This window comes from Streptomyces sp. NPDC048603, from assembly GCF_043199475.1.
Lineage (GTDB): Bacteria > Actinomycetota > Actinomycetes > Streptomycetales > Streptomycetaceae > Streptomyces.
Genome location: NZ_JBICVY010000013.1, coordinates 110,012 through 134,814, shown reverse-complemented (window position 1 = coordinate 134,814; position 24,803 = coordinate 110,012). Strand labels below are relative to the sequence as shown.

Sequence of the window (24,803 nt, the reverse complement as noted above, 5' to 3'; positions counted from 1 at the left end):
CACCGAAATGATCATGGCGAGAGATCAGATCGGGCCATCCTCCTCTTCGGAGGAAGGCCCAAAACCGTCTATCCGACCGAGCTGTACGCCACTACGCCCCGCAGCAGCGCGTCCACGGCCTTCCGGGCGTTCCGCGCCACGGTCGAACCGCCGTTGCCCTCGGCACCCGGAGCCGCGGCCGCGATCTGCCCCAGAACGTCGATCACCTGCTTGCACCAGCGCACGAAGTCGCCGGCCGGCATCTCCGCCTCGCGCAGCACCTCGTCCAGGCTCTTCTCCGACGCCCACTGGTACGCGGCCCAGGCGAAGCCCAGATCCGGCTCCCGCTGGCCCACGCCCTCGGTGCCGTTGATCCGGTACTCCTCCTCCAGGGCGTCCAGCCGACCCCAGATCCGCACCATCTCGCCCAGGGCCGCCTTCGCGGCGCCACCCGGCACCTTCGGCGCCACCGCGTCGTCCGACTGCCGCGCCTCGAACACCAACGCCGAGACGCACGCGGCCAGTTCCGCCGGGCTCAGCCCTTCCCAGACCCCGGCCCGCAGGCACTCCGAGGCCAGCAGGTCCAGTTCCCCGTAGAGCCTGGCCAGCCGCCTGCCGTGCTCGGTGACCTCGTCCTCGCGCAGGTAGTCCAGCTCCGTGAGCAGCGCGTGGATCCGGTCGAAGGTCCGCGCGATCGTGTTCGTCCGGCCCTCGATGCGCCGTTCCAGCTGCCGGGTGTCCCGCTGCAGCCGGTGGTAGCGCTCCGCCCAGCGGGCGTGGTCCTCCCGCTCGTCACACCCGTGGCAGGGGTGCGCCCGCAACTCCGCCCGCAGCCGGGCGATCTCACGGTCGTCGGCCGCAGCCGCGCGGCCCCGCCGGTTCCGCTCCGGCACCAGGTGCCCGGCCTTCGTCCGCAGCGCCGAGGCCAGATCCCGCCGGGACTGCGGGGACTTCGGGTTGAACGACTTCGGGATGCGCATCCGCTCGATCGGCTCCACCGGCACCGGGAAGTCGATCCCGGCCAGCCGCTTCACCTGCCGCTCGGCCGTCAGCACCAGCGGACGCGGGCCCTCGTGGTACTCGTAGCCGCGGTGCCCGTTCACCCGGCCCGGCACACCCGGGTCCAGCACCAGCGCCAGACCCGCGAACTTGCCCGTCGGCACGTGGATCACGTCGCCCGGCTTCAGCCGCTCCAGCGAGGCCGCCGCCTGCGCCCGGCGCTGCGCGGCGCCCTGCTTGGCGAGCTCGGTCTCCCGGTCCTTCAGGTCCCGCCGCAGCCGCGCGTACTCCTCGAAGTCGCCCAGGTGGCAGGTCATGCCCTCCTTGTACCCGGCCAGGCCCTCCTCGTTGCGCTGCACCTGACGGGAGATGCCCACCACCGACCGGTCCGCCTGGAACTGCGCGAAGGAGGTCTCCAGCAGCTCCCGCGACCGGTGCCGGCCGAACTGCTGCACGAGGTTCACGGCCATGTTGTACGAGGGCTTGAAGCTCGACCGCAGCGGATACGTGCGCGTACCCGCCAGACCCGCCAGCGCGCCCGGGTCCATGCCGCGCTGCCACAGCACCACCGCGTGGCCCTCGACGTCGATCCCGCGCCGTCCGGCCCGGCCGGTCAACTGGGTGTACTCACCCGGGGTGATGTCCGCGTGCTGCTCGCCGTTCCACTTGACCAGCTTCTCCAGGATCACCGTGCGGGCCGGCATGTTGATGCCCAGCGCCAGGGTCTCCGTGGCGAACACGGCCTTCACCAGGCCGCGGACGAACAGCTCCTCCACGACCTCCTTGAAGGTCGGCAGCATGCCCGCGTGGTGCGCGGCGATGCCCCGCTCCAGACCCTCGAGCCACTCGTAGTAGCCGAGCACGTGCAGGTCCTCGGCGGGGATGGAGGCGGTCCGCTCCTCGACGATCTCCCGGACCCGCAGCCGGCCGGCGTCGTCGTTCAGCCGCAGCCCCGCGTACATGCACTGCTGGACGGCGGCCTCGCAGCCGGCGCGGCTGAAGATGAACGTGATGGCGGGCAGCAGGCCCTCGTTGTCCAGCCGCTCGATGACCTCCGGGCGGCCCGGGGTCCAGATCCGGCCCCGGGACCGGCGTTCCCGCTCCCGGTCGGCCTCGCGGACCATCTTGCCGCGCCGCCGGTCCCGCGGGTTGTACGTGCGGCTGTTCTCCTCGCGCGCCATGCGCAGCAGGTCGGGGTTGACCTCGCGGCGGGCCGAGCCGCGGCCGCCGTGGTCGGACTCCTCCTCGAACAGGTCGTGGATCCGCCGGCCGGCCATCACGTGCTGCCACAGCGGCACCGGCCGCTCCTCGGAGACGATCACCTCGGTGTCGCCGCGCACCGTGTCCAGCCAGTCACCGAACTCCTCGGCGTTGCTGACCGTAGCCGAGAGGGACACCAGGGTCACCGACTCCGGGAGGTGGATGATCACTTCCTCCCAGACGGCCCCGCGGAACCGGTCGGAGAGGTAGTGCACCTCGTCCATCACCACGTAGCCCAGGCCCAGCAGCGACTGCGAGCCCGCGTACAGCATGTTGCGGAGCACCTCGGTGGTCATGACCACGATCGGCGCCTCGGAGTTGACGCTGTTGTCACCGGTGAGCAGGCCGACCTTTTCGGCGCCGTAGCGCCGGACCAGATCGGAGTACTTCTGGTTCGACAGGGCCTTGATCGGCGTGGTGTAGAAGCACTTGCGGCCCTGGGCCAGCGCCAGGTGCACGGCGAACTCGCCGACCACGGTCTTGCCCGAGCCGGTCGGCGCGGCGACGAGCACGCCCTTGCCGGCCTCCAGCGCCTTGCAGGCGTCGATCTGGAAGGGGTCAAGGCCGAATTCGTACATCTCGCGGAAGGAGGCCAGTTCAGTGGCTTCCTCGGCGGCGCGGATCCTGGCAGCGGCGTACCGCTCGGCGGGTGAGAGGTCCTCGGTCATCTTGCTCTGGAGCCTACCCGCCGCCTCTGACAACAGTCGCGATCATTTACATGATGAGCTGCACCGCTCCCGGCACGCAGGTCGCGGTCACCGGAAGCGGCCCCATCCGCTCCCCGTCGGCGTACGCGGTGATACCGGCGGCCTCCACCGTGATCCTGGCGGCGCGGTGCACGGTCACCTTGGGGTGCGACAGGTGCGTCCCCTTGTAGACCTGCGGGAACACCCGCAGCAGGGTGGACCGGGAGCAGTCGCCGACCACCGTGACGTCGAACAGCCCGTCGTCGGTCCGGGCGTCGGCGCAGATCCGCATCCCGCCCCCGTAGGAGGAGCCGTTGCCGACGGCCACCAGCGTGGCCTCGGTCTCGATCACCGGACCGTCGTCGAGGGTGATCCGGTACGGGAACGGCCGGAACGCGGCCAGCTCGGCCACCATCGCCAGGTCGTACTTGAACCGGCCCGAGGGCCACCGCATCCGGTTGCCCCGGTCATTGACCCGTGAGTCGAATCCCGAGCACAACACCGTCCCGTACCAGCGGTCCCCGACCCGGCCCAGGTCGACCTCACGGATCCGGCCCTCCTTGAGCGCTTCCGCGGCCAGCGCCCCGGCGCCCGCCGGGTCCCGCACCGGCAGCCCCAGCGACCGCGCGAAGTCGTTTCCGGTGCCCACCGCCACCACACCGAGCGGCACCAGAGTCCCGGCCAGCGCCTGCAGCGCGAGGTGGACCATGCCGTCACCACCGACGGCGATCACCGCACCGGTCCCCTCCCGTACGGCCGCCCGCAGCCGGGCCAGAGCGTCCTCGGCGTCCGTACCGACGACCGTCCGTACGGAGAAACCCGCGGCCCGGAGCGCGGCAGCGGCCGGCTGCGCGCCCTGCGCGCCCCGGCCGCGTCCCGCGGTGGGATTGACGAAGAGGGTGATCTCAGCAGTCACCCACCGGAATGTACCTGTCAGGTCGCGTCGTCGTAACCGTTGATCCGTTGCCGGCCGCCGTCGGCCTGTTCCGGCAGGCCCGCCGGAGCGCCCACCGACTCGATCTCGCCGAGCTCGGACGGGCTCAGGTCCAGCTCCGAGGCCTCGTCCGCGGACAGTTCGGCATCGGGGTCGTTGCGCCTGCGGCGGCGGTCGTTGAGCAGACAGATACCCAGGGCGATGAAGTAGAGCGCCACGATCGGCGCGGCCAGCGTCAGCATGGTGAGCGGGTCACCGGTGGGCGTCGCGAACGCGGCGAAGACGGTGATGCCGAGGATGAACGCCCGCCACCAGCTCGCCAGCCGCTTGCCGGTGAGCACCCCGGTGAAGTTCAGCAGCACCAGCAGCAGCGGCAGCTCGAAGGCCAGACCGAAGACGATCACCATGCGGGTGACCAGGTCGAGGTAGTCGTCGACCGGCAGCAGGTTCCGCGCGTGCTCGGGCGTGAAGTCGAGCAGGATCGTCGCGGTCTGCGGAAGGATCACGTACGCGAGGACCGCGCCGGCCGCGAACAGCGGCGCACCCACCGCGACGAAGCTCATCGCGTACTTCTTCTCGTGGTTGTGCAGGCCGGGCGCGGCGAACGCCCACACCTGGTACAGCCACACCGGTGCCGCCAGCACCACACCGGCCATCAGCGAGACCTTCAGGGCGATCGAGAACGGTGCGATGAGACCGTTCACGGTCATGTCGGCGCACGGCTTGCCGTTGCGCTGGGTCACCACCCCGTCCGTACAGCCGACGGAATCCAGCATCGGCTTCAGCAGGAAGTCGATGATGTCCTTGTAGAAGAAGGCCGCCGCGATGGTGATCACCAGGATCGCCAGGACCGACTTCAGCAGGCGGTTTCTCAGCTCACGCAGGTGCTCGACAAGCGGCATGCGCCCTTCGGCGTCACTGTCCGGCTTGCCTTGGTTCCCCTGCTTGCGGGCAGACTTGAGCAACCCACGTCCCTTGTCTCGTTGCAGCTGGCTGGCGGCGCTCGGGGCTGGGATCAGCCCTGGGTGGTGCGGTTGGGCTCGGTCACCGGACGGGAGCTGGTCACGTCACCCGGCGCGGCCTGGATGGTGCGCGGAGCGGCCTGCTGCGGAGCGTCGGCGGTCGGCGCGGCCGCCGCGGCCTCGTTCTCGCCGTCCTTCTTCATGGCCTTGGCTTCGCTCTTGAGGATGCGGGCCGACTTGCCCAGGGAGCGGGCCATCTCCGGGAGCTTCTTGGCGCCGAACAGCAGCAGGATGACAGCGATGATCAGAATGATCTCAAGAGGCTTCAGATTGCCGATCATGTGTGACTTCCTTCGAACCGGAACGGCTGGCTGGTTGGAGTGACTGCGGGCTGACCGGACACGCGTCCGCAGCAGCCCTTGAAGGATCGTAACCCCCAGGGGTAAACGCCCGGCAATCCCCCGGGGTACCCCTGATTGCGCAGGTCCAGCGATGATCTAGCGCAACGAGTGACCCGCGCGAGCGAGACCCTCGGCCGCGTGCTCAAGATCACCCGAGGCCTCCGCGATCCTCCGGCTGGATTCGGCGACCTGCCCGGCCAGCCGTCTGACCTCGACGTACACCCGCACGGACAGGACGGCGAGAACGGCGCACCCGAGGAAACCCAGGGCGATCGCGAGCATCGGCCACAGCATGTCCCCGAGCCTAGGGCACCGGACCCGTCACACCGTGCGCAGGGGGCTCACACCCCGCACGGACCTCTCACAGCCCGTATGACCGTCACACTTCGCAGGAAGTTCACGCGGCGCAGCACGCTCCACACGCTTCGCAGCGCGTTCACACCCGGCGCAGGGTGCTCACCCCGCCACCGGTGAGCAGTTCCACGATCCGCTCGCCGGCCGGCTTGCGGACCGCCGCCCCGCACTCCGGGCACGTGAAGGAGTAGAAGGTGGTGCGGCGGCTGCCGCCGATCGCCAGACGCAGCGCACCCGCCGCCAGCTCCAGGCGGGCCCGGCAGTCCGGGCAGGCCGCCTTGAAGGTGACCGGGCCCGGCGCGCCGCCCGCCCCGGCCCCGCCGGACCGGCCGGCACTTCCTGACATCCGCCTCGCCCCCTCGATCCTGGCCCCGCTCACCGCACCCCGCCCACAGGGTTCCCGCACGCCGCCGCGGAGCTAGAGGCCGTAACCGGCCAGCGCCTCCCGGGCCGCCTGGCGGGCGCTCCCGGCCAGCTCCGCCGGCTCCACGATCCGGCCGTCCCGGCCCAGCCGCAGCGCCAGCCTCCGAAGGCTCGCCGGGTCCGGGGTGCGCAGCGCGATCCGCAGCCCGCCGTCGGGCAGCTCCTTGGCGCTGTCGTGCGGGTAGTACTCGGCGACCCAGCGGCCGCCCGGCCCCACCTCGACCACCACCTCCGGGTCCTCCGCGGCCGGCTGCACGAGCCCCTCCGACAGGTCCCGCGGCTCGATCGCCGGCGGTTCGGACCGCTCGTCCAGCAGCCGGATCTCCGCGACCCGGTCCAGCCGGAAGGTGCGCCGGGCCTCCGACAGGTGGCACCAGCCCTCCAGATAGGTGTGGCCCACCGCCACCAGCCGGATCGGGTCGACCTCGCGCTCGGTCAGCTCGTCCCGGGCCGGCGAGTAGTACCGCAGCCAGATCCGGCGCCCCTCGGTGATCGCCCGGTCGACATCCGCGAAGACCCCGCCCTCCGACTCGAAGGTCACCGACAGCCGCGCACTCGCCCCGGCCGCCTCGCCCGCCGCCGCCTCCAGCTTCGCGGTCGCCCGCAGCAGCGCGTCACGGTCGCTCTCCCGCAGCCCCGGCAGCGTCGCCACCGCCCTCGCCGCGACCAGCAGCGCCGTCGCCTCGTCGGCGGCCAGCCGCAGCGGCTCGGCCGTCGACTCCCCCGACGCGTCCGGGTTCCGCCACCAGATCCGCTCACCGTCGGTGTCGATGTCCAGCAGGTCCCCGCCCCGGAAGCTCGTCCCGCACATCGGCAGCACGTCCAGGTCCGAGATCAGCTCGTCCTCGGTGATCCCGAACGCCCGCGCCACATCGGCGATGTGCGCACCCGGGCGCTCCCGCAGATACGTCACCAGGGACAGCATCCGCCGGGTCTGGTCGATCGCGTTCGCAGCCATCGCCCGTACGCCTCCCCTTCTCAGTCCTGCGCCACGGCACGCAGCCGGGCCACCACATCGGCCCGCAGGTCAGCGGGCTCCACCACCACCACGTCCGGGCCGAACTCCACCAGCCAGGCGTCCAGACCGTGCCCGTAGGGGATCTCCAGCTCGTCCCAGCCGTCCCCGCCCTCACGGACCACGGTCGCCCTCGCCCGCAGCGGGTACCCGGCACCGGACCGCAGCCGGATCAGCGCGGTCCGGTCCGTGATGTCTCCGGCCCACTCGGCCACGGTCTCCCGTACGGTCACCACGTCCGGGACCTCCGCCGTGTACGCGCCGGCCCGCGACTTCACCTTCCCGGTGATCCGGGACAGCCGGAACACCCGCTCGGCGCCCCGGTCCCGGTCGAACCCCGCCAGGTACCAGTGACCGCGCCAGCACTCCAGCGCCCACGGCTCCACGTGCCGGGGCTCGGGCCGCGCCGCGTTCGACTTCCGGTAGTCGAACACCACCGGCCGCCGGTCCCTGCAGGCCAGCATCAGCGGCTCGAAGGCCGTCTCGTGCACCGGGATCCGCGGCTCGATCGCGCCGTGCCGCCCCTCGTAGGGGTCCTCCGCCTCCGGCATGCCGCCGGCCCGCAGCTTCTGCAGGGCACCACTGGCCGCCCCGGCCAGCCGGGCCTGCTGCCACACCTTCGCGGCCAGCCCCAGCGCCGCGGCCTCCTCGGCGTCCAGGGACACCGGCGGCAGCGTGTTGCTGGACCTGCGCGCCAGGTAGCCGGTCTCGCCCTCCAGGTTCTCCACGGTCTCGATGACCAGACCCAGCTCGCGCAGGTCGTCCTTGTCCCGCTCGAACATCCGGTTGAAGGACTCGTCGTTACCGGCTTCCATGTACGCCTCGATGGAACCCCGCAGCTCGCGCTTGCTGAGCGGCCGGCGGGTCCCCAGCAGACACAGCGCCAGGTTCATCAGCCGCTCGGCCTTGGCAATCGCCATCGACGCCCTTCCCACCCTTCCGATGCGCCGCCGGCCCGCCGACGGCACCTACTACCCGTGACCGTTGACCGTACCGCCCCGGCGCGCCCGGACAAAAGCGAGGGGCCCCAGCCGAAAGAGCTGGGGCCCCACACCGGTCACGACCGGAAGGATCGGGCTGTGATCAGGACCTGATCAGACGCCCATCAGGTCGCAGACGAAGATCAGCGTCTCGCCCGGCTTGATGGCGCCACCGGCACCACGGTCGCCGTAGCCCAGGTGCGGCGGAATGATCAGCTTGCGGCGGCCGCCGACCTTCATCCCCTGGATGCCCCGGTCCCAGCCCGCGATGACCTGACCCGCACCGAGCGGGAAACGCAGCGCGCTGCCGCGGTTCCAGGAGGCGTCGAACTCCTCACCGGTCGAGTAGGCCACACCCACGTAGTGGACGGAGACCACGTTCCCCGCCTCGGCCACCGGGCCGTCACCCTCCCAGATGTCCTCGATCACGAGGTCGGCCGGAACCGGGAAGTCGGGGAAGTCGATCTCGGGCTTCTCGAGCTGGTTGCTCACGTGTTCACTCCTGCTTCTGACTGCTGTGTCAGGGACAAGTCTTACACCGCTTCGAGGATGTCCACGACGAACACCAGCGTCGAGTTGGCAGGCAGGTCCGCGCCCTTGTCCTGGTCCTTGTACGCCTGCTCCGGCGGGATCACCAGCAGCACCCGGTCACCGACCTTCTTGCCGACCAGACCCTTGTCCCAGCCCTCGATGACCTGGCCCTGGCCGATCGCCGTCATGAACGGCTTCCCGGCCTTCCAGGAGCTGTCGAACAGCGTCGCCTTGTCCTTGCCCTCGTTGATCTTCCAGGCGGCACCGCTGTACTGCATGTACACGGTCTGACCGGACTTGACCTCCGGCCCCTTGCCCTCGATCAGCGTCTTGGCGACCAGCTCCTTCGGCGGGTCGTTCTTCGGGATCTTGATCTCGGCGGGCTCCTCCTTGTCCGCCTTGATCTGCGGCAGATCCGCCGGCAGCGACGCCTGGGTACCGTCCGCCTTCTTCGGCATCAGCCGGTCCAGGTCCATCACGAACACCAGGTTGTCCGTCGGACCGATCTCCAGCTGCTGGCTGCCCTGCGCGCCGAAGGCCGCCGCCGGCGGGGCCACCACCAGCACCCGGCTGCCGATCTTCTTGCCGGCCACCGCCTCGGCGAACATCGGCAGCGTCTCCGGGTTGTTCGGCGTGACCATCAGGGGCTGGCCCTTGTCGTCGTACGAACCCGGGGTCAGCTCCTTCCCGCTCTTCCAGACCTTGCCCGTGTACTTGGTGACCACGGTGTCGGACTTCTGCACCACCGGGCCGGTGCCCTCGGTCAGCGTCCGCACCACGAACTTGCCGCTCGGCTCGCCCTTGGGCACGGTGATCTGCGGCTTCTTGCCGGCGTCACCCGCCACCGACGGCATCGGGTCGGCCGCATCGACCGGCTTGGGCGCTCCCTCCGTCGAGGGCGAGGCCGACGCGGAATCCGAGGATTCCTTCTTGTCGTCGTCACCCCCTCCGCAGGCCGCGGTGAGCATCAGGGCAGGCACGATGAACGCGGCAGCAAGTCGGCGTCGCACTGTGGTCCTCGGGGTAGGTGGAATGATCCGTCTGGTCCCCGCCACTCTACGGGCTGGTAGCCACAGACCAACCCCCCGCACATGACGAAGGCCCCGCACGCCACCGCGCGCAGGGCCTCCACCGGGCCGGACCGCGTACCCGGCCCCATGCCGGACTACATGCCGGCGATCAGCTTCTCCACCCGGTCGTCCACCGACCGGAACGGGTCCTTGCACAGCACCGTCCGCTGCGCCTGGTCGTTCAGCTTCAGATGCACCCAGTCCACCGTGAAGTCCCGGCGCTGCTCCTGCGCCCGCCGGATGAAGTCACCGCGCAGCCGGGCCCGCGTCGTCTGCGGCGGCACCGACTTGCCCTCGAAGATCTTCAGGTCGTTGCAGATCCGCTCCGCCTGGCCCTTCCGCTCCAGCAGGTAGTACAGCCCCCGCCGGCGGTGGATGTCGTGGTACGCCAGGTCTATCTGCGCCACCCGCGGATTCGACATCGTCATGTTGTGCTTCGCCCGGTACCGCTCGATGAGCTTGTACTTCATGACCCAGTCGATCTCGGTGCCGATCCGGTCCAGGTCCTCCGCCTCGACCGCGTCCAGCGTGCGGCCCCACAGCTCCAGCACCTGCTCCACCGTGCCCGTCCGGATGCCCCGGCGCTCGGCGAAGTCCACCGCCTTGTCGTAGTACTCCCGCTGGATCTCCAGCGCCGAAGCCTCCCGGCCACTGGCCAGCCGCACCTTCCGCTGCCCGGTGATGTCGTGGCTGACCTCACGGATCGCCCGGATCGGGTTCTCCAGCGTGAGGTCCCGCATCACCGTGCCCGCCTCGATCATGCGCAGCACCAGGTCCGTCGCCCCGACCTTGAGCAGCATGGTCGTCTCCGACATGTTGGAGTCGCCCACGATCACGTGCAGCCGGCGGTAACGCTCCGCATCCGCGTGCGGCTCGTCCCGGGTGTTGATGATCGGACGGGACCGGGTGGTCGCCGAGCTGACGCCCTCCCAGATGTGCTCCGCCCGCTGGCTCACGCAGTACACCGCACCACGCGGGGTCTGCAGCACCTTGCCCGCCCCGCAGATCAGCTGACGCGTGACGAGGAACGGGATCAGGATGTCCGCCAGACGGGAGAATTCCCCGTGCCGGGCCACGAGGTAGTTCTCGTGGCATCCGTACGAGTTGCCCGCCGAGTCGGTGTTGTTCTTGAAGAGGTAGACGTCGCCCGCGATTCCCTCCTCGTGCAGGCGCCGTTCGGCATCGACCAGCAGACCCTCGAGAATGCGCTCGCCGGCCTTGTCGTGCGTGACCAGCTCGGTCACGTTGTCGCATTCGGGAGTTGCGTATTCCGGATGCGAACCCACGTCGAGATACAGGCGGGCACCGTTCCGCAGGAACACATTGCTGCTGCGGCCCCATGACACGACACGGCGGAAGAGGTAGCGCGCCACTTCGTCAGGTGACAGTCGGCGCTGTCCCCTGAACGTGCACGTGACGCCGTACTCGTTCTCCAGCCCGAAAATGCGGCGGTCCATGACTGAACATTACGCCTTCTGCTGTGTTCTGAAACCGGGTTCGAGAGCCGGGTTCGATCATTTTCCCGAGGAAGCAGCAGCAGGGCCCTGCGACACGCCCGCCACCCCGTCCGCCTGCCCGCCCGGAGCCGACCCCGCCACCGTGCGCCCGCGCCCCGCAGACCCCGACAGCACCCGCTGAGTGGCCGTCAGCACCAGCAGCGCCAGCACACCGCCCGCCACCGCCACGCCGAAACCGGCCCTGGCCCCACCCAGTTCCACCGCGGGCCCCGCCAGCGCGGTACCCATGGCAGCACCCACCCCGAAGAACGTCACCAGCCACGAGAAGGCCTCCGTCACCGTGCCCGAGGGCGCGTGCCGGTCCACCACGATGAACGCGCACGCCAGCGACGGAGCCAGGAACACCCCCGCCAGCGCCGTCAGCGCCGTCATCGGCACCGCACCGGGCACCAGCAGCAGCGGCACGTACCCCACCGCCAGCAGCCCCACCAGCACCGTCAGCCGCCGCTCCGGCACCCCCGCCCACTGCCGCGCCCCGTACGACACCCCGCCGACCAGCGCGCCCAGCCCCAGCGCCGCCATCAGCCAGCCGTACACCGCGTCCCCGCCGTGACCGTCCGCGTACGCCAGACCCGCCACCGCGATCGACCCCAGTGCCGAACCCACGAAGAAGAACGACCCCAGCAGCGCCAGCAGCCCGCCCGAACGCAGCGCGCCCAGCCAGTGCGCCTCCCGCGGCTCCGACCGCCACCGCCGCGAAGGCTCCGAGACCACCACCGACAGCGCGCCCAGCACCCCGAGCGCGTTGATCACCAGCAGCGAGGCCCTCGGATCCCACAGCGAGGCCAGCAGCGTCACCATCAGCGGACCGACCGTGAACATGATCTCCTGGGCCACCGCGTCCATCGCGTACGCCGCGTGCACCCGCTCCTCCCGGCCGCCCAGGACACCCGGCCACAGCGCCCGCAGACCGCCCTCCAGCGGCGGCGTGAACAGACCGGCCACCACCACGGCCGCGTACGCCCACCCCAGCGTGCCGATGCCGGCCAGCGCCAGCCACACCGCACCCAGCGCCGACACCACGGCCGCGGGCAGCTGCACCCGCGGCTGCCCGTACAGGTCGACCAGCCTGCCCAGCAGCGGCTGGCCCACGGCATTGGCCACGCCGTAGACGGCGGCGAGCGCGCCCGCCAGGCTGTAGCTCCCGCCCTCGCCCCGGACGAAGAGCACGATGGCGATCGAGGCGACCGCGTTCGGCAGCCGCCCCACCAGCGTGCCCGCCAGCAGCCGTGCGGCATGCCGCGTCCTGAGCAGCTCCGCATACCCCGCGGCCATGTCGGCCCCTCTCCGCCCCCACAGGGCGACGTAATACGTATAACTTGACTCATCATACGTACCATGGCGGCAACCGAACCGTCCACCCGCAAACCCCCGCCACCCCCACGACCAGGAGCAGCGCGTGACGAGACCCACCAGCCGCGACGTCGCACGGGCCGCCGGTGTCTCCCAGGCCACCGTCTCCCTCGTCCTCGGCGACAAATGGCGCGGCCGCGTCTCCGAACGCACCGCCGCACTCGTCCGCGAAACCGCCGGCGAACTCGGCTACCGCCCCAACCTCGCCGCCCGCAACCTCCGCCTCGGCTCCACCCGCACCGCCCTCCTCGTCGTGCCCGCCCTCACCAACGAATTCTTCGCCCGCGTCTACACCGGCGCCGCCACCGTCGCCGGCCGGCACGGCTTCGGCGTCGTCCTCTACCTCTCCCCCGACGGCACCGGCCCCGCCCGCGACCCCTTCGCCTCCGCCCAGGCCGCCCTCGACGGCGTCATCGCCTCCTCCATGGCCGCCGACGCTCTCGAAGCCATCAGCGGCACCGCCACCCCGCTCCCCCTCGTCATGCTCGACAGCGACCCCGCAGGCGGCGCCGACGCCTACGTCAACCTCGCCATCACCGACGGCGTACGACAGGTCACCGACCACCTCCTCGGCCTCGGACACCGCCGCTTCCTGCACCTCGCCGCCGACATCGACTCCTGGACCTTCGACATCCGCGCCAGGGAGATCCACCACGCCCTCGGCGCCCACGGACCCGGCGCCGAACACCGCACCGTCCGGTCCGCCCTCAACGTCAACGCGGCCACCGCCGCCATGGAACAGGCCCTCGCCGGGCTCACCGACCCGGCCACCCGTCCCACCGCCGTCATCGCGGACGACGACATCCTCGCCGTCGGCGCCTGCAAGGCCGCCCGCCGCCTCGGCCTGCGCATCCCCGAGGACCTCTCCGTCACCGGCTTCGACGACATGGCCCTCGCCACCGCGGTCGAACCCGAACTCACCACCGTCCGCCTCCCCGCCGAACGCGTCGGCGAACACGGCATGACCGCCCTCCTCGCCGTCCTCGCGGGCCACCAGTGGTCCGCCCCCGACCTCCCCGTCGAACTCGTCGTACGCGGCTCCACCGCGCCCCCGGCCCGGCCCGCCGGCCCCTGAACACGACGATGCCCCGGCCCGCCACAACGGCGGACCGGGGCACGGCCACACGCTCCTACTCGGCGTCCTCGTCGGGCGCCTCGTCATTGGACACCGCGTCCGCCTGCGCGGCCGGCGTCACCTCCGGCTCCAGCAGCCGCGCCAGCTGCCGGCCCCGGATCCGCTTGAACTTCCGCTGCTGGGTCCGCGTACGGTCCAGCACCGCCACCTCCAGACGGTCCGCCGGGATCTCCCGGTCCGCACCGTTCGCCTGGCTGGACAGCGCCTGCACCGCCAGCTTCAGCGCCTCCGGCAGCGACATCCCGTCCTGGTGACGCTGGTCCAGATAACTGCTGATCTGCTCGGCGTTGCCACCGACCGCGACCGAGCCGTGCTCGTCCACGATCGAACCGTCGTGCGGCAGCCGGTAGATCTGGTCACCCGAGGCGCTCTCACCGACCTCGGCCACCACCAGCTCCACCTCGTACGGCTTCTCACCGGCCGAGGAGAAGATGGTGCCGAGCGTCTGCGCGTAGACGTTCGCCAGCCCACGCGCCGTCACATCGTCACGGTCGTAGGTGTACCCGCGCAGATCCGCGTACCTCACACCACCGATCCGCAGGTTCTCGTACTCGTTGTACTTGCCGGCGGCCGCGAAACCGATGCGGTCGTAGATCTCGCTGAACTTGTGCAGCGCGCGGGACGGGTTCTCGCCGACGAACACGATGCCGTCGGCGTACTGGAGCACGACCAGGCTGCGACCGCGGGCGATGCCCTTGCGGGCGTACTCGGCCCGGTCCGCCATGGCCTGCTGGGGTGAGACGTAGAACGGAGTCGACACCGGCTATCCGCCCCTTTCTTCTTCTGGGCTGACGAGGACTTAGAGGAGGGCGGCGCGGGGGCCGTCGGGCTGCTCCAGGCGGTGCTCGGTGACCGAGCGGGCCAGCGCCGAGGACTCCTCCTCGGTCAGCCTCCGGAAGCCCTCGTCGGTGATGACGGTGACGATCGGGAAGATACGGCGGGCCAGGTCCGGGCCGCCCGTCGCCGAGTCGTCGTCGGCGGCGTCGTAGAGGGCCTGCACGACCAGCGTGGTCGCCTGCTCCTCCGTCAGATCCGGGCGGTACAGCTTCTTCATCGACCCGCGGGCGAAGATGGAACCCGACCCGGTGGCCGCGAACCCGTGCTCCTCGGACCGCCCGCCGGTGACGTCGTAGGAGAAGATCCGGCCCTTCTCCTTGCCCTCGTCCCAGCCCGCGAACAGCGGCACCACGGCGAGGCCCTGCATGGCCATGCCCAGGTTGCTGCGGATCATGGTCGACAGGCGGTTGGCCTTGCCCTCCAGGGAGAGGGTCGTCCCCTCCACCTTCTCGAAGTGCTCCAGCTCCAGCTGGAACAGCTTGACCATCTCCACGGCGAGACCGGCGGTGCCGGCGATGCCGACGGCCGAGTACTCGTCAGCGGGGAACACCTTCTCGATGTCCCGCTGCGCGATCATGTTGCCCATGGTCGCCCGCCGGTCACCGGCGAGCACGACCCCACCGGGGAACGTCGCCGCGACGATCGTCGTCCCGTGCGGCGCCTCCACGATCCCTTCGGGCAGCTTCCGGTTCCCCGGCAGCAGCTCCGGCGAGTGGTTCGCCAGAAAGTCCATGAAGGAGGACGAACCCGGCGTCAGGAATGCCGCTGGGAGACGCCCGGTGCTCATGTTGTTCGCTTCCACGCGTTTCCCTCCAGGTCATGCGATGGCCATACGGCAGGGACCCTACCCGTCCCCCGGCAAAGATCCACATGCGCGGCGGCGGGTGCCCGACTCTCGGGCACCCACCCCGGTTTACCTTCGATTCGAAGGCCAGAGGGCCCTACTGGCCACCCTTTTGCACGAAGCTTCGCACGAAGTCCTCGGCGTTCTCCTCGAGCACATCATCGATTTCGTCCAGGACGGAGTCCACGTCGTCCGAGAGCTTTTCCATGCGCTCTTCAAGGTCGGTGCTCGCCTCGGCGGTCTGCTCCTCGACCTCTTCGGTCGAGCGCGTCGCCTTCTGCTGTCCGCCGCCGGTGTCCTTGGTCGCCATGTCTACCTCACCCCGCTCGGTTCGCACGCTCGTGACGAGGGATCCCGCGGATCGGGGATCCCTCAAGATCAGACCCTACGCCGGACCCTACAAGGAGGGTCCGGCATTCGTCCCGGAACTTTCCAACGTCCGGATGTCTTCATGATTCCCGGCTGCGCGGCCTTTCAGCCGCGTCCGGGGCGATCAAGTGCTGCTGGCCCGGATCGGCCCGGGATCACTTGCCGCCGGACAGGACCCGCACCAGGTCCTCCGCCGTGCGGCAGCGGTCCAGGAGCTCCTTGACGTGGTTCCGGGTACCCCGGAGGGGTTCCAGGGTGGGGACCCGCTGGAGCGAGTCCCGGCCGGGCAGGTCGAAGATGACCGAGTCCCAGCTGGCCGCGGCCACGTCGTCCGCGTACTGCTCCAGGCAGCGGCCGCGGAAATAGGCCCGGGTGTCCTCCGGGGGCTTGCTCTCGGCCCGCTCCACGTCCGGCTCGGTCACCAGCCGCTTCATCTTGCCGCGGGCCACCAGACGGTTGTACAGGCCCTTGTCGGGCCGCACGTCCGAGTACTGGAGGTCCACCAGGTGCAGCCTGGCCGCGTCCCAGTTCAGGCCGTCGCGGCGCCGGTAGCCCTCCAGGATCTCCCGCTTGGCGATCCAGTCCAGCTCCCCCGAGAGGCTCATCGGGTCGCTCTCCAGCCGGCCCAGCACGTCCTCCCAGCGCACCAGGATGTCCTTGGTCTGCTCGTCCGCGTCCGCGCCGAAACGCTCGTCCACGTACTTTCGCGCCAGCTCGAAGTACTCCATCTGGAGTTGTACGGCGGTCAGGGTGCGCCCGCTGCGCAGGGTGATCAGGTGGCGCAGGTCGGGGTCGTGGGAGACCTGGTGGAGGGTGCGCACGGGCTGGTCGACGGCGAGGTCGACGGTGATGAAGGCGTCCTCGATCATGGAGAGGACGAGGGCGGTGGTGCCGAGCTTGAGGTAGGTCGAGATCTCGGAGAGGTTGGCGTCGCCGATGATCACGTGGAGCCGGCGGTACTTCTCGGCGTCCGAGTGGGGCTCGTCCCGGGTGTTGATGATGGGCCGCTTGAGGGTGGTCTCCAGGCCGACCTCGACCTCGAAGTAGTCCGCGCGCTGGCTGATCTGGAAGCCGTGCTCGCGGCCGTCCTGGCCGATGCCGACGCGGCCGGCGCCGGTGACGACCTGCCGGGAGACGAAGAAGGGCGTGAGGTGGCGCACGATGTCCGAGAAGGGGGTTTCCCGCTTCATCAGGTAGTTCTCGTGCGTGCCGTAGGAGGCGCCCTTGTTGTCGGTGTTGTTCTTGTAGAGGTGGATGGGCTGGGCGCCGGGGAGCTGGGCGGCTCGTTCGGCGGCCTCCGCCATGATCCGTTCGCCGGCCTTGTCCCAGAGGACCGCGTCGCGCGGGTTGGTGACCTCGGGCGAGCTGTATTCGGGGTGGGCGTGGTCGACGTAGAGCCGGGCGCCGTTGGTGAGGATGACGTTGGCCAGGCCGATGTCCTCGTCGGTGAGCTGGCTGCTGTCGGCGGCCTCGCGGGCGAGGTCGAAGCCGCGGGCGTCCCGCAGCGGGTTCTCCTCCTCGAAGTCCCAGCGGGCGCGTCGCGCCCGGTGCATCGCCGCGGCGTAGGCGTTGACGATCTGGGACGAGGTGAGCATGGCATTGGCGTTCGGGTGACCGGGGACGGAGATCCCGTACTCCGTCTCGATCCCCATCACGCGCCGTACGGTCATGCGGCCCTCCTTGCCCGGCGGCGCTCCCGTGCGGGAGCGATACGGAAGAGCCTAGAGCGGCTCCGCGCTGGTGGGGAGATCATTTCAGTCATTGAATCAGTGGCCGATTCGGCTGGCTGTGTCTGTGGAAAGCAGGCGGCTGCGGGTGCCCTATTCCGGGCATCCGCAGCCGCCCCTTTCGATCAGAGGTACTGACCGGTATTGGCCACCGTGTCAATGGAGCGACCGGTGTCCGCGCCCTGCTTCCCGGTGACGAGGGTGCGGATGAAGACGATCCGCTCGCCCTTCTTTCCGGAGATCCGGGCCCAGTCGTCCGGGTTGGTGGTGTTGGGCAGGTCCTCGTTCTCCTTGAACTCGTCCACGCATGCCTGGAGGAGGTGGGAGACCCGGAGGCCCTTCTGGTTGTGCTCGAGGAATGCCTTGATGGCCATCTTCTTGGCGCGGTCGACGATGTTCTGGATCATCGCGCCGGAGTTGAAGTCCTTGAAGTAGAGGACTTCCTTGTCGCCGTTGGCGTACGTGACCTCGAGGAAGCGGTTCTCCTCGGTTTCCGCGTACATCTGCTCCACAACGGTCTGGATCATGTTGTGGACCGCGACCTCGGGCGAGTTCTGGTGTTCGGCGAGGTCTTCCGCGTGGAGCGGGAGGGATGCCTTGAGGTACTTGGCGAAGATGTCCCTCGCCGCCTCGGCGTCCGGGCGCTCGATCTTGATCTTCACGTCGAGCCGGCCGGGGCGGAGGATGGCGGGGTCGATCATGTCCTCGCGGTTGGAGGCGCCGATGACGATGACGTTCTCCAGGCCTTCCACGCCGTCGATCTCGGCGAGCAGCTGGGGGACGATGGTGTTCTCCACGTCCGAGCTGACTCCGGATCCGCGGGTGCGGAAGAGGGACTCCATCTCGTCGAAGAAGACGATGACGGGGGTGCCCTCGCTGGCCTTTTCGCGGGCCCGCTGGAAGACCAGGCGGATGTGGCGCTCGGTCTCGCCGACGTACTTGTTGAGGAGCTCGGGGCCCTTGATGTTCAGGAAGTAGGACTTCCCGGCGGGCTGGCCGGTCACCTCGGCGACCTTCTTGGCAAGGGAGTTGGCCACGGCCTTGGCGATGAGCGTCTTGCCGCATCCGGGCGGTCCGTAGAGCAGGATGCCCTTGGGCGGGCGGAGTTCGTGCTCCTTGAACAGGTCCGGGTAGAGGTAGGGGAGCTCGACGGCGTCGCGGATCAGCTCGATCTGGTCGCCCAGGCCGCCGATCTTGTCGTAGTCGATGTCCGGGACCTCTTCGAGGACGAGTTCCTCGACCTCGCTCTTGGGGACGACCTCGTAGACGTAGCCGGAGCGGGGCTCGAGCAGGAGGGCGTCGCCGGGGCGGATGGTGATGTCCAGGAGCGGCTCGGCGAGCCTCACCACCCTCTCCTCGTCGGTGTGCCCGACGACCAGGGCGCGCTCGCCGTCCTCGAGGATCTCCTTGAGGGTGACGATGTCCCCGGCCCGCTCGAACTCCATGGCCTCGACCACGTTGAGGGCCTCGTTGAGCATGACCTCCTGGCCGCGCCGGAGGTCTTCCGGGTCGACGCTGGGGCTGACGTTCACGCGGAGCTTGCGGCCGCCGGTGAAGATGTCGACGGTGCCGTCCTCGTTCGCCTGGAGGAAGACACCGAAGCCGGCCGGCGGCTGGGCGAGCCGGTCGACTTCTTCCTTGAGCGCCACGATCTGGTCGCGGGCCTCGCGGAGGGTATTGGCCAGCCGTTCGTTTTGTGCGGAGACGCCTGCCAGGTTTGTCTGCAGCTCGACGATCCGCTCTTCGAGAATCCTCGTGTGTCGCGGAGAGTCGGCGAGCTTACGTCGCAGGACGGCGATTTCCTGCTCGAGATAGGCAACCTGACCGGCGGGGTCGTCGGACCCCCGCCCGGGCCGGATGCCGCGGTTGATGTCGTCGTCGTGGGCTGCCACGGTCCTCACCTCCTCCAAGGGGAGCTGGACGCTTCCTGACCCTACCTGGGCTGGTGGTGATTGAAACCCCTAGATCACAAAGACGGTAGGGGTGTGTCCGATCTTCACCCTTGCGTATCCCCTCACGCCAGGGGAATACCCACCGTTCAACATCGGAAAGCGGCCAGTTGTAAGGTCGAGGCGTTCAACGCCCGCGCAGAGCACGCGCACAGCACCAGGGGAGCGCAAAGGATATGACCGTGCAGCAGGAGGCTCCGGCCGAGGGGACCGGCGGCGGTACGGCCGGGGAGCCGCTGGAGGTCTGGATCGATCAGGACCTGTGTACCGGTGACGGGATCTGCGTGCAGTACGCGCCGGAGGTGTTCGAGCTGGACATCGACGGTCTGGCATACGTGAAGGGCGCGGAGGAGGAGCTGCTGCAGGAGGCGGGGGCGACGACTCCGGTGCCGCTGCCGTTGTTGCAGGACGTGGTGGACTCGGCCCGGGAATGTCCGGGCGAGTGCATCCACGTGCGGCGGGTTTCGGACGGCGTCGAGGTGTACGGCCCGGACGTCGCGTAACCGGATGTGTCGCCGTATCGGCGGAGATGTCGGGCACACGGGGTGACCGGCTGCGCGGGGGGACCCGGTGCGGCCGGTGACTGTGGGTGGCGTGGTGTGACCGTCAGGCGTGGAGTGCCGCGGCGTCCGTCAGCTCCTGGCTGAATTTTCCGCCGGTCCAGGCCCACTTGGCGTGCTGCCGGGTGTCGGGGCAGCAGCGGGGGACGTCGGGGGTGGAGTAGCCGAGCAGGGTGGCGGTGATCTTGCCGTCGGTCACGGTGAGCTCGGTGACGTTCTTCCGCTGTTCCGCGGGGAGCAGGGTGGCGACGACCCGGGGCGGGGTGCCGGCGGCGGTGCCCTGGGTGAGGACGTAGAGGGCGTTGGGCGGGGTGCCGAGGCCGGCGTCGCAGCGTACGGCGGCCACGGTCTCGGGCCGGCCGTCTCCGTCGAGGTCGCCGTGGGCGGTGGCGGTGATCTGGTGGGGGCCGCCGCGGCAGTCCAGGGGGTAGTGGGCGAGTGCGGCGTCGGGGGCCGCGATCCGGGAAGCGGGGGTTCCGGGTTTGCCGGGGGTTCCTGGGGTGCCGGCTACGGCGGTGGGCTGGAGGAGTCCGGCGCCGGCTATGACGGCGGCCATGGCGGCGGCGGTGGCGAGCCAGTGCAGGGGGCGGGCGTCGTTGTGCGGGAGTGCGGGCTCGGCGGGGTTGTGCACGGGGGCGTCTCCTGCGCGGGGGATGACGGGGAGCCAGCATCGTGCCATACCGCTGCGCCGGGCGGAACCGGTGGGTCCGTGGTCCGCTTGGCGGGGCGCGGCAGGGGCCTTGGCGCAGGTGCGGGGCGGGGTCCGGAGCGAGTGCGGGGGCTGCGGTGCCGTGTGCCCACCCTCCCCCAAGCTCTCGGCTTCGCTCGAGCAGGGGGCACCCCCATCGCCCGGCGGCACGATTGCCCACACGGCGGGTGGCGGGGCCAGGCGGGTAACGCGGAGGCGCCGTGCTGCAGTTCCCGGTGTGGTGCGGGAAGTGCGGCACGGCGCCGTGGGGTTGTGGGTGGGTCAGCCTCGGCCGGAGCCGCTGCCGGGGCCCTCGTAGTCCTCGCCGTAGGCGCCCTTGGCGGGGCGGCGGCGGCGCAGCGGGGGCTCGACGCCGTCGGCGAGGCGCCGGGCGGTGACCAGGAAGCCGGTGTGGCCGATCATGCGGTGGTCGGGCCGGACGGCCAGGCCTTCCACGTGCCAGTTGCGGATCATCGATTCCCAGGGCTGCGGTTCGGCGAAGCAGCCGATCTCGCGGATGGACTCGACGGTCTTGGACAGCTGGGTGGTGGTCGCCACGTAGCAGCAGAGGATGCCGCCGGGGACGAGGGCCTTCTTGACCGCTTCGAGGCACTCCCAGGGGGCGAGCATGTCGAGGATGACGCGGTCGACGTCGGTGTCGGACAGGTTGTCCTGGAGGTCGCCGACGGTCAGCTGCCACGCGGGGTGGGGGCCGCCGAAGTAGCGCTCGACGTTGTCCTTGGCGATCTCGGCGAAGTCGGCCCGCCGCTCGTAGCTGTGGAGCATGCCCTGGTCGCCGATGGCGCGCAGCAGGAAGCTGCTGAGGGAGCCGGAGCCCACGCCCGCTTCCACGACGCGGGCGCCGGGGAAGATGTCCGCGAAAGCCAGGATCTGGCCCGCGTCCTTGGGGTAGACCACGGCGGCGCCGCGGGGCATGGACAGGACGTAGTCGGGGAGCAGGGGACGCAGCGCGAGGTACGCGACGTTCCCCGTGGTACGGACAACACTGCCCTCGGGAGCGCCGATCAGCTCGTCGTGGGGGAAGGAACCCTTGTGGGTGTGGAAATTCTTCCCGGCTTCGAGCGTGAACGTGTAGTGGCGTCCCTTGGGGTCGGTGAGCTGGACCTGGTCCCCGACCTTGAAGGGCCCGCGTCGGCGGGCGGCACCGGTCGGTTCGGACATGTGACCAGTGTATTGGGTTCAGGAGTGGGGCCGTGCCATGGCCTTGAAGAAGGCCTTCTCGACGTCGAGGGTGGACAGGACGCCGTAGATGGCTCCGTCGCTTTCGGTGACGAGGTATTCGGTGGCGGGGGTGGTGCGGAGGTGGTCGAGGAGTTCTTCGCCCGCGAGGTCCGCTGAAACCTTCATGCCGTCGGTGATGTCCTGGGCGATGCTGCCGGCGGCTTCCCAGGGGCGGCGGTGTTCGGGGATGGAGGCGATGGCGCTCTCGCGGACGATGGCCGTGGGGTTGCCGTGGCCGTCGGTGACGACGAGGGCGCGGGCGCCGGCTTCGTTGGCGCGGCGGAGGGCTTCGGAGAGGGGGGTGGCGGCTTCGACGGGGATGGCGCGGCGGGTGAGGGTGCGGGCGCGGAGTTGGGGGAGGTGTTCGCGGAGGCGTGCCATGCGGAGGCTGTTGCCGGCGCCGGTCCACATGATCGCGGCGAGGATGGCGGCGAGGAGGGCGTTCATGACGGTGTCCATGCCGCTGGTCTGGTCGGCGCCGGCGCCGATGACTCCGGTCTCGGTGAGGAGGGGGAGGCCGAGGAGGACGGAGACGGCGATGGCGCGGCCGACCCAGGCGGCGGCGACGGTGCCGGCCATGGCGCGGCCGGTGAGGGCCCAGACCAGGGCGCGGAGCATGCGTCCGCCGTCGAGCGGGAGGCCGGGGAGGAGGTTGAAGACCGCGACGATCAGGTTGGCGATCATGAGGCCGGCGAGCAGGACGCCGGGGATGGTGCGGGGTTCCACGGCGGTCATGCCGAGGTAGAAGGCGGCGGCGAGGACGAGCGAGAGCAGGGGGCCGACGAAGGCGAGGACGAATTCGCGGCCGGGGGTCTCGGCCTCGTCGACGTGGGTGGCGCCGCCGACGAACTGGAGCTGGATCCGGCGGACGGTGAGTTTGAAGCGGAGTCCGGCGACGGCGTGGGCGAGTTCGTGGACGAGTACGGAGGCGTAGAAGGCGACGGCGAAGAAGAGGGCGACGAGGTAGCGGACGGCGCCGAGGCCGGGGAGGACCTGGTCGAGTCGGTCGCCGAAGATCCAGGTGAGGAGGGCGGCGACGACGAACCAGCTGGGTGAGACGTAGACGGGTACGCCGAAGGGGCGGCCCATGAGGAGTCCGCCGCCCGGTTCGGAGCGCCGGGCCGTGCGCTCGCCGGTTCCGTCGGTGTCTGCCACGGCTGTCCTTCGTTCGGGTGCGTCGGCCGGTTCGGTGGCCGGGGGTCCGGTGGCCCCCCGTTGTCGCTCGGGGTGATGCTCCGATCATGCAGTGCGAGGGGGGCTGCCGTCGATGGTATTGCGGTGCTGTCGGTGGCGGGTCGTAGGGTCTTTGTCATGACGACGAGCCCCGGTCCCGTTCCGGCCGGCGCGGAGCCGGTGGCGGATGCCTCCGGTGCCGCTGCCCGGCCCGTGTCGCTGTCCCCTTCGCGGGCGAGCGATTTCATGCAGTGTCCGTTGCTGTACCGGTTCCGGGTGATCGACCGGTTGCCGGAGAAGCCGAGTGCGGCGGCCACCCGGGGGACGCTGGTGCACGCAGTGCTGGAGCGGTTGTTCGATCATCCGGCGGCGGAGCGGACGGTGCCGCGGGCGAAGGCGCTGGTGCCGGGGCAGTGGGACCGGCTGCTGGAGGCGAAACCGGAGCTGGCGGAGCTGTTCGCGGAGGACGCGGACGGTGAGCGGCTGGCAGGCTGGCTGTCGGAGGCCGAGGCGCTGGTGGAGCGCTGGTTCACGCTGGAGGACCCGACGCGGCTGGAGCCGGTGGAGCGGGAGTTCTTCGTGGAGGCGGAGCTGGAGTCGGGCCTGCGGCTGCGCGGGATCATCGACCGGGTGGACGTGGCGCCGACGGGTGAGGTGCGGATCGTCGACTACAAGACGGGGAAGGCGCCGCGGCCGGAGTACGCCGAGGGCGCCCTGTTCCAGATGAAGTTCTACGCGCTGGTGGTGTGGCGGCTGAAGGGCGTGGTGCCGCGGCGGCTGCAGCTGGTGTACCTGGGCAACGGGCAGGTGCTGACGTACGACCCGGTGGTGGGGGACCTGGAGCGGGTGGAGCGGAAGCTGCACGCGCTGTGGGAGGCGATCAAGGAGGCCACGGAGACGGGTGAGTGGCGGCCGCGTCCGACGAAGCTGTGCGGATGGTGTGATCATCAGTCGGTGTGTCCCGAGTTCGGGGGCACTCCCCCGGCCTATCCTCTGGTGGTCATCCCGAGGGGGGAAGAGGGCGGGGCGCGGGCCGGGGAATCCTGATCATCGGGCCGGGGCAGAATGGGCGTCGTCCGCCGACACGAAATCGAGGTGTTTTCCGTGGCGATCCGCGTCCTTCTGGTCGACGACCAGCCGCTGTTGCGTACCGGCTTCCGGATGATCCTGGAGGCCGAGGGGGACATCGCGGTGGTCGGTGAGGCCGGGGACGGTCTGCAGGCCCTGGACCAGGTACGGGCGCTGCAGCCGGACGTGGTGCTGATGGACATCCGGATGCCGCGGATGGACGGGGTGGAGGCGACCCGGCAGATCACCGGGCCGGGCCGGGACGGGCCGGCGAAGGTGCTGGTTCTGACCACGTTCGACCTGGACGAGTACGTGGTGGAGGCCCTGCGTGCGGGGGCGAGCGGGTTCCTGCTGAAGGACGCTCCGGCGAACGAACTGGTGCAGGCGATCCGGGTGGTCGCGGCGGGTGAGGCCATGCTGGCGCCGTCGATCACGCGGCGGCTGCTGGACAAGTACGCGGGGCACCTGCCTTCGGGCGAGGAGGCGGTACCGGATTCGCTGGGGACGCTGACCGAGCGGGAGGTCGAGGTGCTGAAGCTGGTATCGCGCGGCCTGTCGAACGCGGAGATCGCGGCGGACCTGTTCGTCAGCGAGACGACGGTGAAGACGCACGTGGGGCACGTGCTGACGAAGCTGGGTCTGCGGGACCGGGTGCAGGCGGCGGTGTACGCGTACGAGAGCGGGCTGGTGCGCCCGGGCGCGCAGTAGGACGGGCACAGGCCGGAGGGGCCGGACCGCGCTCGCGGT

The 24,803-nt window shown here is 70.3% G+C and carries 24 protein-coding genes; 4 read left to right on the top strand and 20 right to left on the bottom strand.

What is annotated here, in order from left to right; translation table 11 throughout:
• Positions 1–68 precede the first annotated feature (68 nt).
• From ACGFQ9_RS29805 to ACGFQ9_RS29750, 12 genes are all read right to left on the bottom strand, one after another.
• On the bottom strand, positions 69–2,906 hold the full coding sequence (locus tag ACGFQ9_RS29805) for a DEAD/DEAH box helicase (RefSeq protein ID WP_393578045.1): 2,838 nt from the start codon (positions 2,904–2,906) through the stop codon (positions 69–71).
• A gap of 46 nt (positions 2,907–2,952) precedes the next feature.
• Positions 2,953–3,840, bottom strand: coding sequence for a diacylglycerol kinase (locus ACGFQ9_RS29800; protein ID WP_393578044.1), 888 nt, complete (start codon positions 3,838–3,840; stop codon positions 2,953–2,955).
• A 17-nt stretch (positions 3,841–3,857) separates the two neighbouring features.
• The gene (gene tatC / locus ACGFQ9_RS29795) at positions 3,858–4,823 is read right to left on the bottom strand and encodes a twin-arginine translocase subunit TatC (protein WP_393578043.1); all 966 of its coding nucleotides are present in this window, start codon (positions 4,821–4,823) and stop codon (positions 3,858–3,860) included.
• Between the two features lie 50 nt (positions 4,824–4,873).
• On the bottom strand, positions 4,874–5,161 hold the full coding sequence (gene tatA / locus ACGFQ9_RS29790; protein ID WP_393578042.1) for a Sec-independent protein translocase subunit TatA: 288 nt from the start codon (positions 5,159–5,161) through the stop codon (positions 4,874–4,876).
• 156 nt (positions 5,162–5,317) lie between these two features.
• The gene (locus ACGFQ9_RS29785; protein WP_393578041.1) at positions 5,318–5,515 is read right to left on the bottom strand and encodes a hypothetical protein; all 198 of its coding nucleotides are present in this window, start codon (positions 5,513–5,515) and stop codon (positions 5,318–5,320) included.
• Positions 5,516–5,657: 142 nt separating this feature from the next.
• Positions 5,658–5,921: a hypothetical protein gene (locus ACGFQ9_RS29780; protein WP_393578039.1), complete on the bottom strand. Its 264-nt coding sequence runs from the start codon at positions 5,919–5,921 to the stop codon at positions 5,658–5,660.
• Positions 5,922–5,993: 72 nt separating this feature from the next.
• Positions 5,994–6,956, bottom strand: a complete 963-nt coding sequence (locus ACGFQ9_RS29775; RefSeq protein ID WP_393578037.1) for a helix-turn-helix transcriptional regulator — start codon at positions 6,954–6,956, stop codon at positions 5,994–5,996.
• 20 nt (positions 6,957–6,976) lie between these two features.
• Positions 6,977–7,933 (bottom strand): helix-turn-helix transcriptional regulator, encoded by a 957-nt coding sequence (locus ACGFQ9_RS29770; RefSeq protein ID WP_393578035.1) that lies wholly within the window; start codon positions 7,931–7,933, stop codon positions 6,977–6,979.
• Positions 7,934–8,107: 174 nt separating this feature from the next.
• Positions 8,108–8,485 carry an FKBP-type peptidyl-prolyl cis-trans isomerase gene (locus tag ACGFQ9_RS29765; protein ID WP_393578034.1) on the bottom strand — a complete coding sequence of 126 codons (378 nt, stop codon included), beginning with the start codon at positions 8,483–8,485 and terminating at the stop codon, positions 8,108–8,110.
• Positions 8,486–8,526: 41 nt separating this feature from the next.
• Entirely contained in the window at positions 8,527–9,534 is a 1,008-nt protein-coding gene (locus ACGFQ9_RS29760; RefSeq protein WP_393578032.1) for an FKBP-type peptidyl-prolyl cis-trans isomerase, read from the bottom strand.
• 155 nt (positions 9,535–9,689) lie between these two features.
• A complete protein-coding gene (pafA, locus tag ACGFQ9_RS29755) occupies positions 9,690–11,051 on the bottom strand; it encodes a Pup--protein ligase (RefSeq protein WP_393578031.1) in 1,362 nt (453 codons plus the stop codon).
• Between the two features lie 57 nt (positions 11,052–11,108).
• On the bottom strand, positions 11,109–12,386 hold the full coding sequence (locus ACGFQ9_RS29750; protein WP_393578029.1) for an MFS transporter: 1,278 nt from the start codon (positions 12,384–12,386) through the stop codon (positions 11,109–11,111).
• Between the two features lie 124 nt (positions 12,387–12,510).
• Between ACGFQ9_RS29750 and ACGFQ9_RS29745 the strand changes: the two genes are divergently transcribed.
• Positions 12,511–13,539: a LacI family DNA-binding transcriptional regulator gene (locus ACGFQ9_RS29745; RefSeq protein WP_393578028.1), complete on the top strand. Its 1,029-nt coding sequence runs from the start codon at positions 12,511–12,513 to the stop codon at positions 13,537–13,539.
• Between the two features lie 55 nt (positions 13,540–13,594).
• On the opposite strand, the gene prcA is transcribed toward ACGFQ9_RS29745, so the two are convergent.
• The 5 genes from prcA to arc form a co-directional block, all read right to left on the bottom strand.
• A complete protein-coding gene (prcA, locus tag ACGFQ9_RS29740) occupies positions 13,595–14,359 on the bottom strand; it encodes a proteasome subunit alpha (protein ID WP_393578026.1) in 765 nt (254 codons plus the stop codon).
• 39 nt (positions 14,360–14,398) lie between these two features.
• Positions 14,399–15,238, bottom strand: coding sequence for a proteasome subunit beta (gene prcB / locus ACGFQ9_RS29735; RefSeq protein ID WP_393578025.1), 840 nt, complete (start codon positions 15,236–15,238; stop codon positions 14,399–14,401).
• A 139-nt stretch (positions 15,239–15,377) separates the two neighbouring features.
• Entirely contained in the window at positions 15,378–15,590 is a 213-nt protein-coding gene (locus tag ACGFQ9_RS29730) for a ubiquitin-like protein Pup (protein ID WP_393578024.1), read from the bottom strand.
• Between the two features lie 214 nt (positions 15,591–15,804).
• Complete coding sequence (gene dop, locus ACGFQ9_RS29725) at positions 15,805–17,319, bottom strand: depupylase/deamidase Dop (protein ID WP_393578023.1); 1,515 nt, start codon at positions 17,317–17,319, stop codon at positions 15,805–15,807.
• 182 nt (positions 17,320–17,501) lie between these two features.
• Positions 17,502–19,268: a proteasome ATPase gene (gene arc / locus ACGFQ9_RS29720; protein WP_393578021.1), complete on the bottom strand. Its 1,767-nt coding sequence runs from the start codon at positions 19,266–19,268 to the stop codon at positions 17,502–17,504.
• A gap of 233 nt (positions 19,269–19,501) precedes the next feature.
• Between arc and ACGFQ9_RS29715 the strand changes: the two genes are divergently transcribed.
• Positions 19,502–19,828, top strand: a complete 327-nt coding sequence (locus ACGFQ9_RS29715) for a ferredoxin (RefSeq protein ID WP_393578020.1) — start codon at positions 19,502–19,504, stop codon at positions 19,826–19,828.
• Positions 19,829–19,931: 103 nt separating this feature from the next.
• Here ACGFQ9_RS29715 and ACGFQ9_RS29710 read toward each other — a convergent pair whose 3' ends face one another.
• The 3 genes from ACGFQ9_RS29710 to ACGFQ9_RS29700 all read right to left on the bottom strand — a co-directional run bounded on the left by ACGFQ9_RS29710 (position 19,932) and on the right by ACGFQ9_RS29700 (position 22,970).
• The gene (locus ACGFQ9_RS29710) at positions 19,932–20,516 is read right to left on the bottom strand and encodes a hypothetical protein (protein ID WP_393578019.1); all 585 of its coding nucleotides are present in this window, start codon (positions 20,514–20,516) and stop codon (positions 19,932–19,934) included.
• A gap of 339 nt (positions 20,517–20,855) precedes the next feature.
• The gene (locus ACGFQ9_RS29705; protein WP_150210670.1) at positions 20,856–21,755 is read right to left on the bottom strand and encodes a tRNA (adenine-N1)-methyltransferase; all 900 of its coding nucleotides are present in this window, start codon (positions 21,753–21,755) and stop codon (positions 20,856–20,858) included.
• 18 nt (positions 21,756–21,773) lie between these two features.
• Complete coding sequence (locus tag ACGFQ9_RS29700) at positions 21,774–22,970, bottom strand: site-2 protease family protein (RefSeq protein WP_393578018.1); 1,197 nt, start codon at positions 22,968–22,970, stop codon at positions 21,774–21,776.
• A 156-nt stretch (positions 22,971–23,126) separates the two neighbouring features.
• Between ACGFQ9_RS29700 and ACGFQ9_RS29695 the strand changes: the two genes are divergently transcribed.
• Together ACGFQ9_RS29695 and ACGFQ9_RS29690 are read left to right on the top strand one after the other, a co-directional pair.
• On the top strand, positions 23,127–24,035 hold the full coding sequence (locus ACGFQ9_RS29695) for a RecB family exonuclease (RefSeq protein ID WP_393578017.1): 909 nt from the start codon (positions 23,127–23,129) through the stop codon (positions 24,033–24,035).
• 57 nt (positions 24,036–24,092) lie between these two features.
• Positions 24,093–24,764: a response regulator gene (locus tag ACGFQ9_RS29690; protein ID WP_393578016.1), complete on the top strand. Its 672-nt coding sequence runs from the start codon at positions 24,093–24,095 to the stop codon at positions 24,762–24,764.
• The last annotated feature ends 39 nt before the right edge of the window (positions 24,765–24,803 follow it).

Bases quoted from the DNA above. Each gene is read 5' to 3' on its own strand.
- ACGFQ9_RS29730 (WP_393578024.1), bottom strand. From the start codon at position 15,590: ATGGCGACCAAGGACACCGGCGGCGGACAGCAGAAGGCGACGCGCTCG.
- ACGFQ9_RS29715 (WP_393578020.1), top strand. From the start codon at position 19,502: ATGACCGTGCAGCAGGAGGCTCCGGCCGAGGGGACCGGCGGCGGTACG.
- ACGFQ9_RS29785 (WP_393578041.1), bottom strand. From the start codon at position 5,515: ATGCTGTGGCCGATGCTCGCGATCGCCCTGGGTTTCCTCGGGTGCGCC.
- ACGFQ9_RS29750 (WP_393578029.1), bottom strand. From the start codon at position 12,386: ATGGCCGCGGGGTATGCGGAGCTGCTCAGGACGCGGCATGCCGCACGG.
- ACGFQ9_RS29775 (WP_393578037.1), bottom strand. From the start codon at position 6,956: ATGGCTGCGAACGCGATCGACCAGACCCGGCGGATGCTGTCCCTGGTG.
- ACGFQ9_RS29705 (WP_150210670.1), bottom strand. From the start codon at position 21,755: ATGTCCGAACCGACCGGTGCCGCCCGCCGACGCGGGCCCTTCAAGGTC.
- ACGFQ9_RS29770 (WP_393578035.1), bottom strand. From the start codon at position 7,933: ATGGCGATTGCCAAGGCCGAGCGGCTGATGAACCTGGCGCTGTGTCTG.
- pafA (WP_393578031.1), bottom strand. From the start codon at position 11,051: ATGGACCGCCGCATTTTCGGGCTGGAGAACGAGTACGGCGTCACGTGC.
- ACGFQ9_RS29780 (WP_393578039.1), bottom strand. From the start codon at position 5,921: ATGTCAGGAAGTGCCGGCCGGTCCGGCGGGGCCGGGGCGGGCGGCGCG.
- tatA (WP_393578042.1), bottom strand. From the start codon at position 5,161: ATGATCGGCAATCTGAAGCCTCTTGAGATCATTCTGATCATCGCTGTC.
- ACGFQ9_RS29805 (WP_393578045.1), bottom strand. From the start codon at position 2,906: ATGACCGAGGACCTCTCACCCGCCGAGCGGTACGCCGCTGCCAGGATC.
- ACGFQ9_RS29695 (WP_393578017.1), top strand. From the start codon at position 23,127: ATGACGACGAGCCCCGGTCCCGTTCCGGCCGGCGCGGAGCCGGTGGCG.
- dop (WP_393578023.1), bottom strand. From the start codon at position 17,319: ATGACCGTACGGCGCGTGATGGGGATCGAGACGGAGTACGGGATCTCC.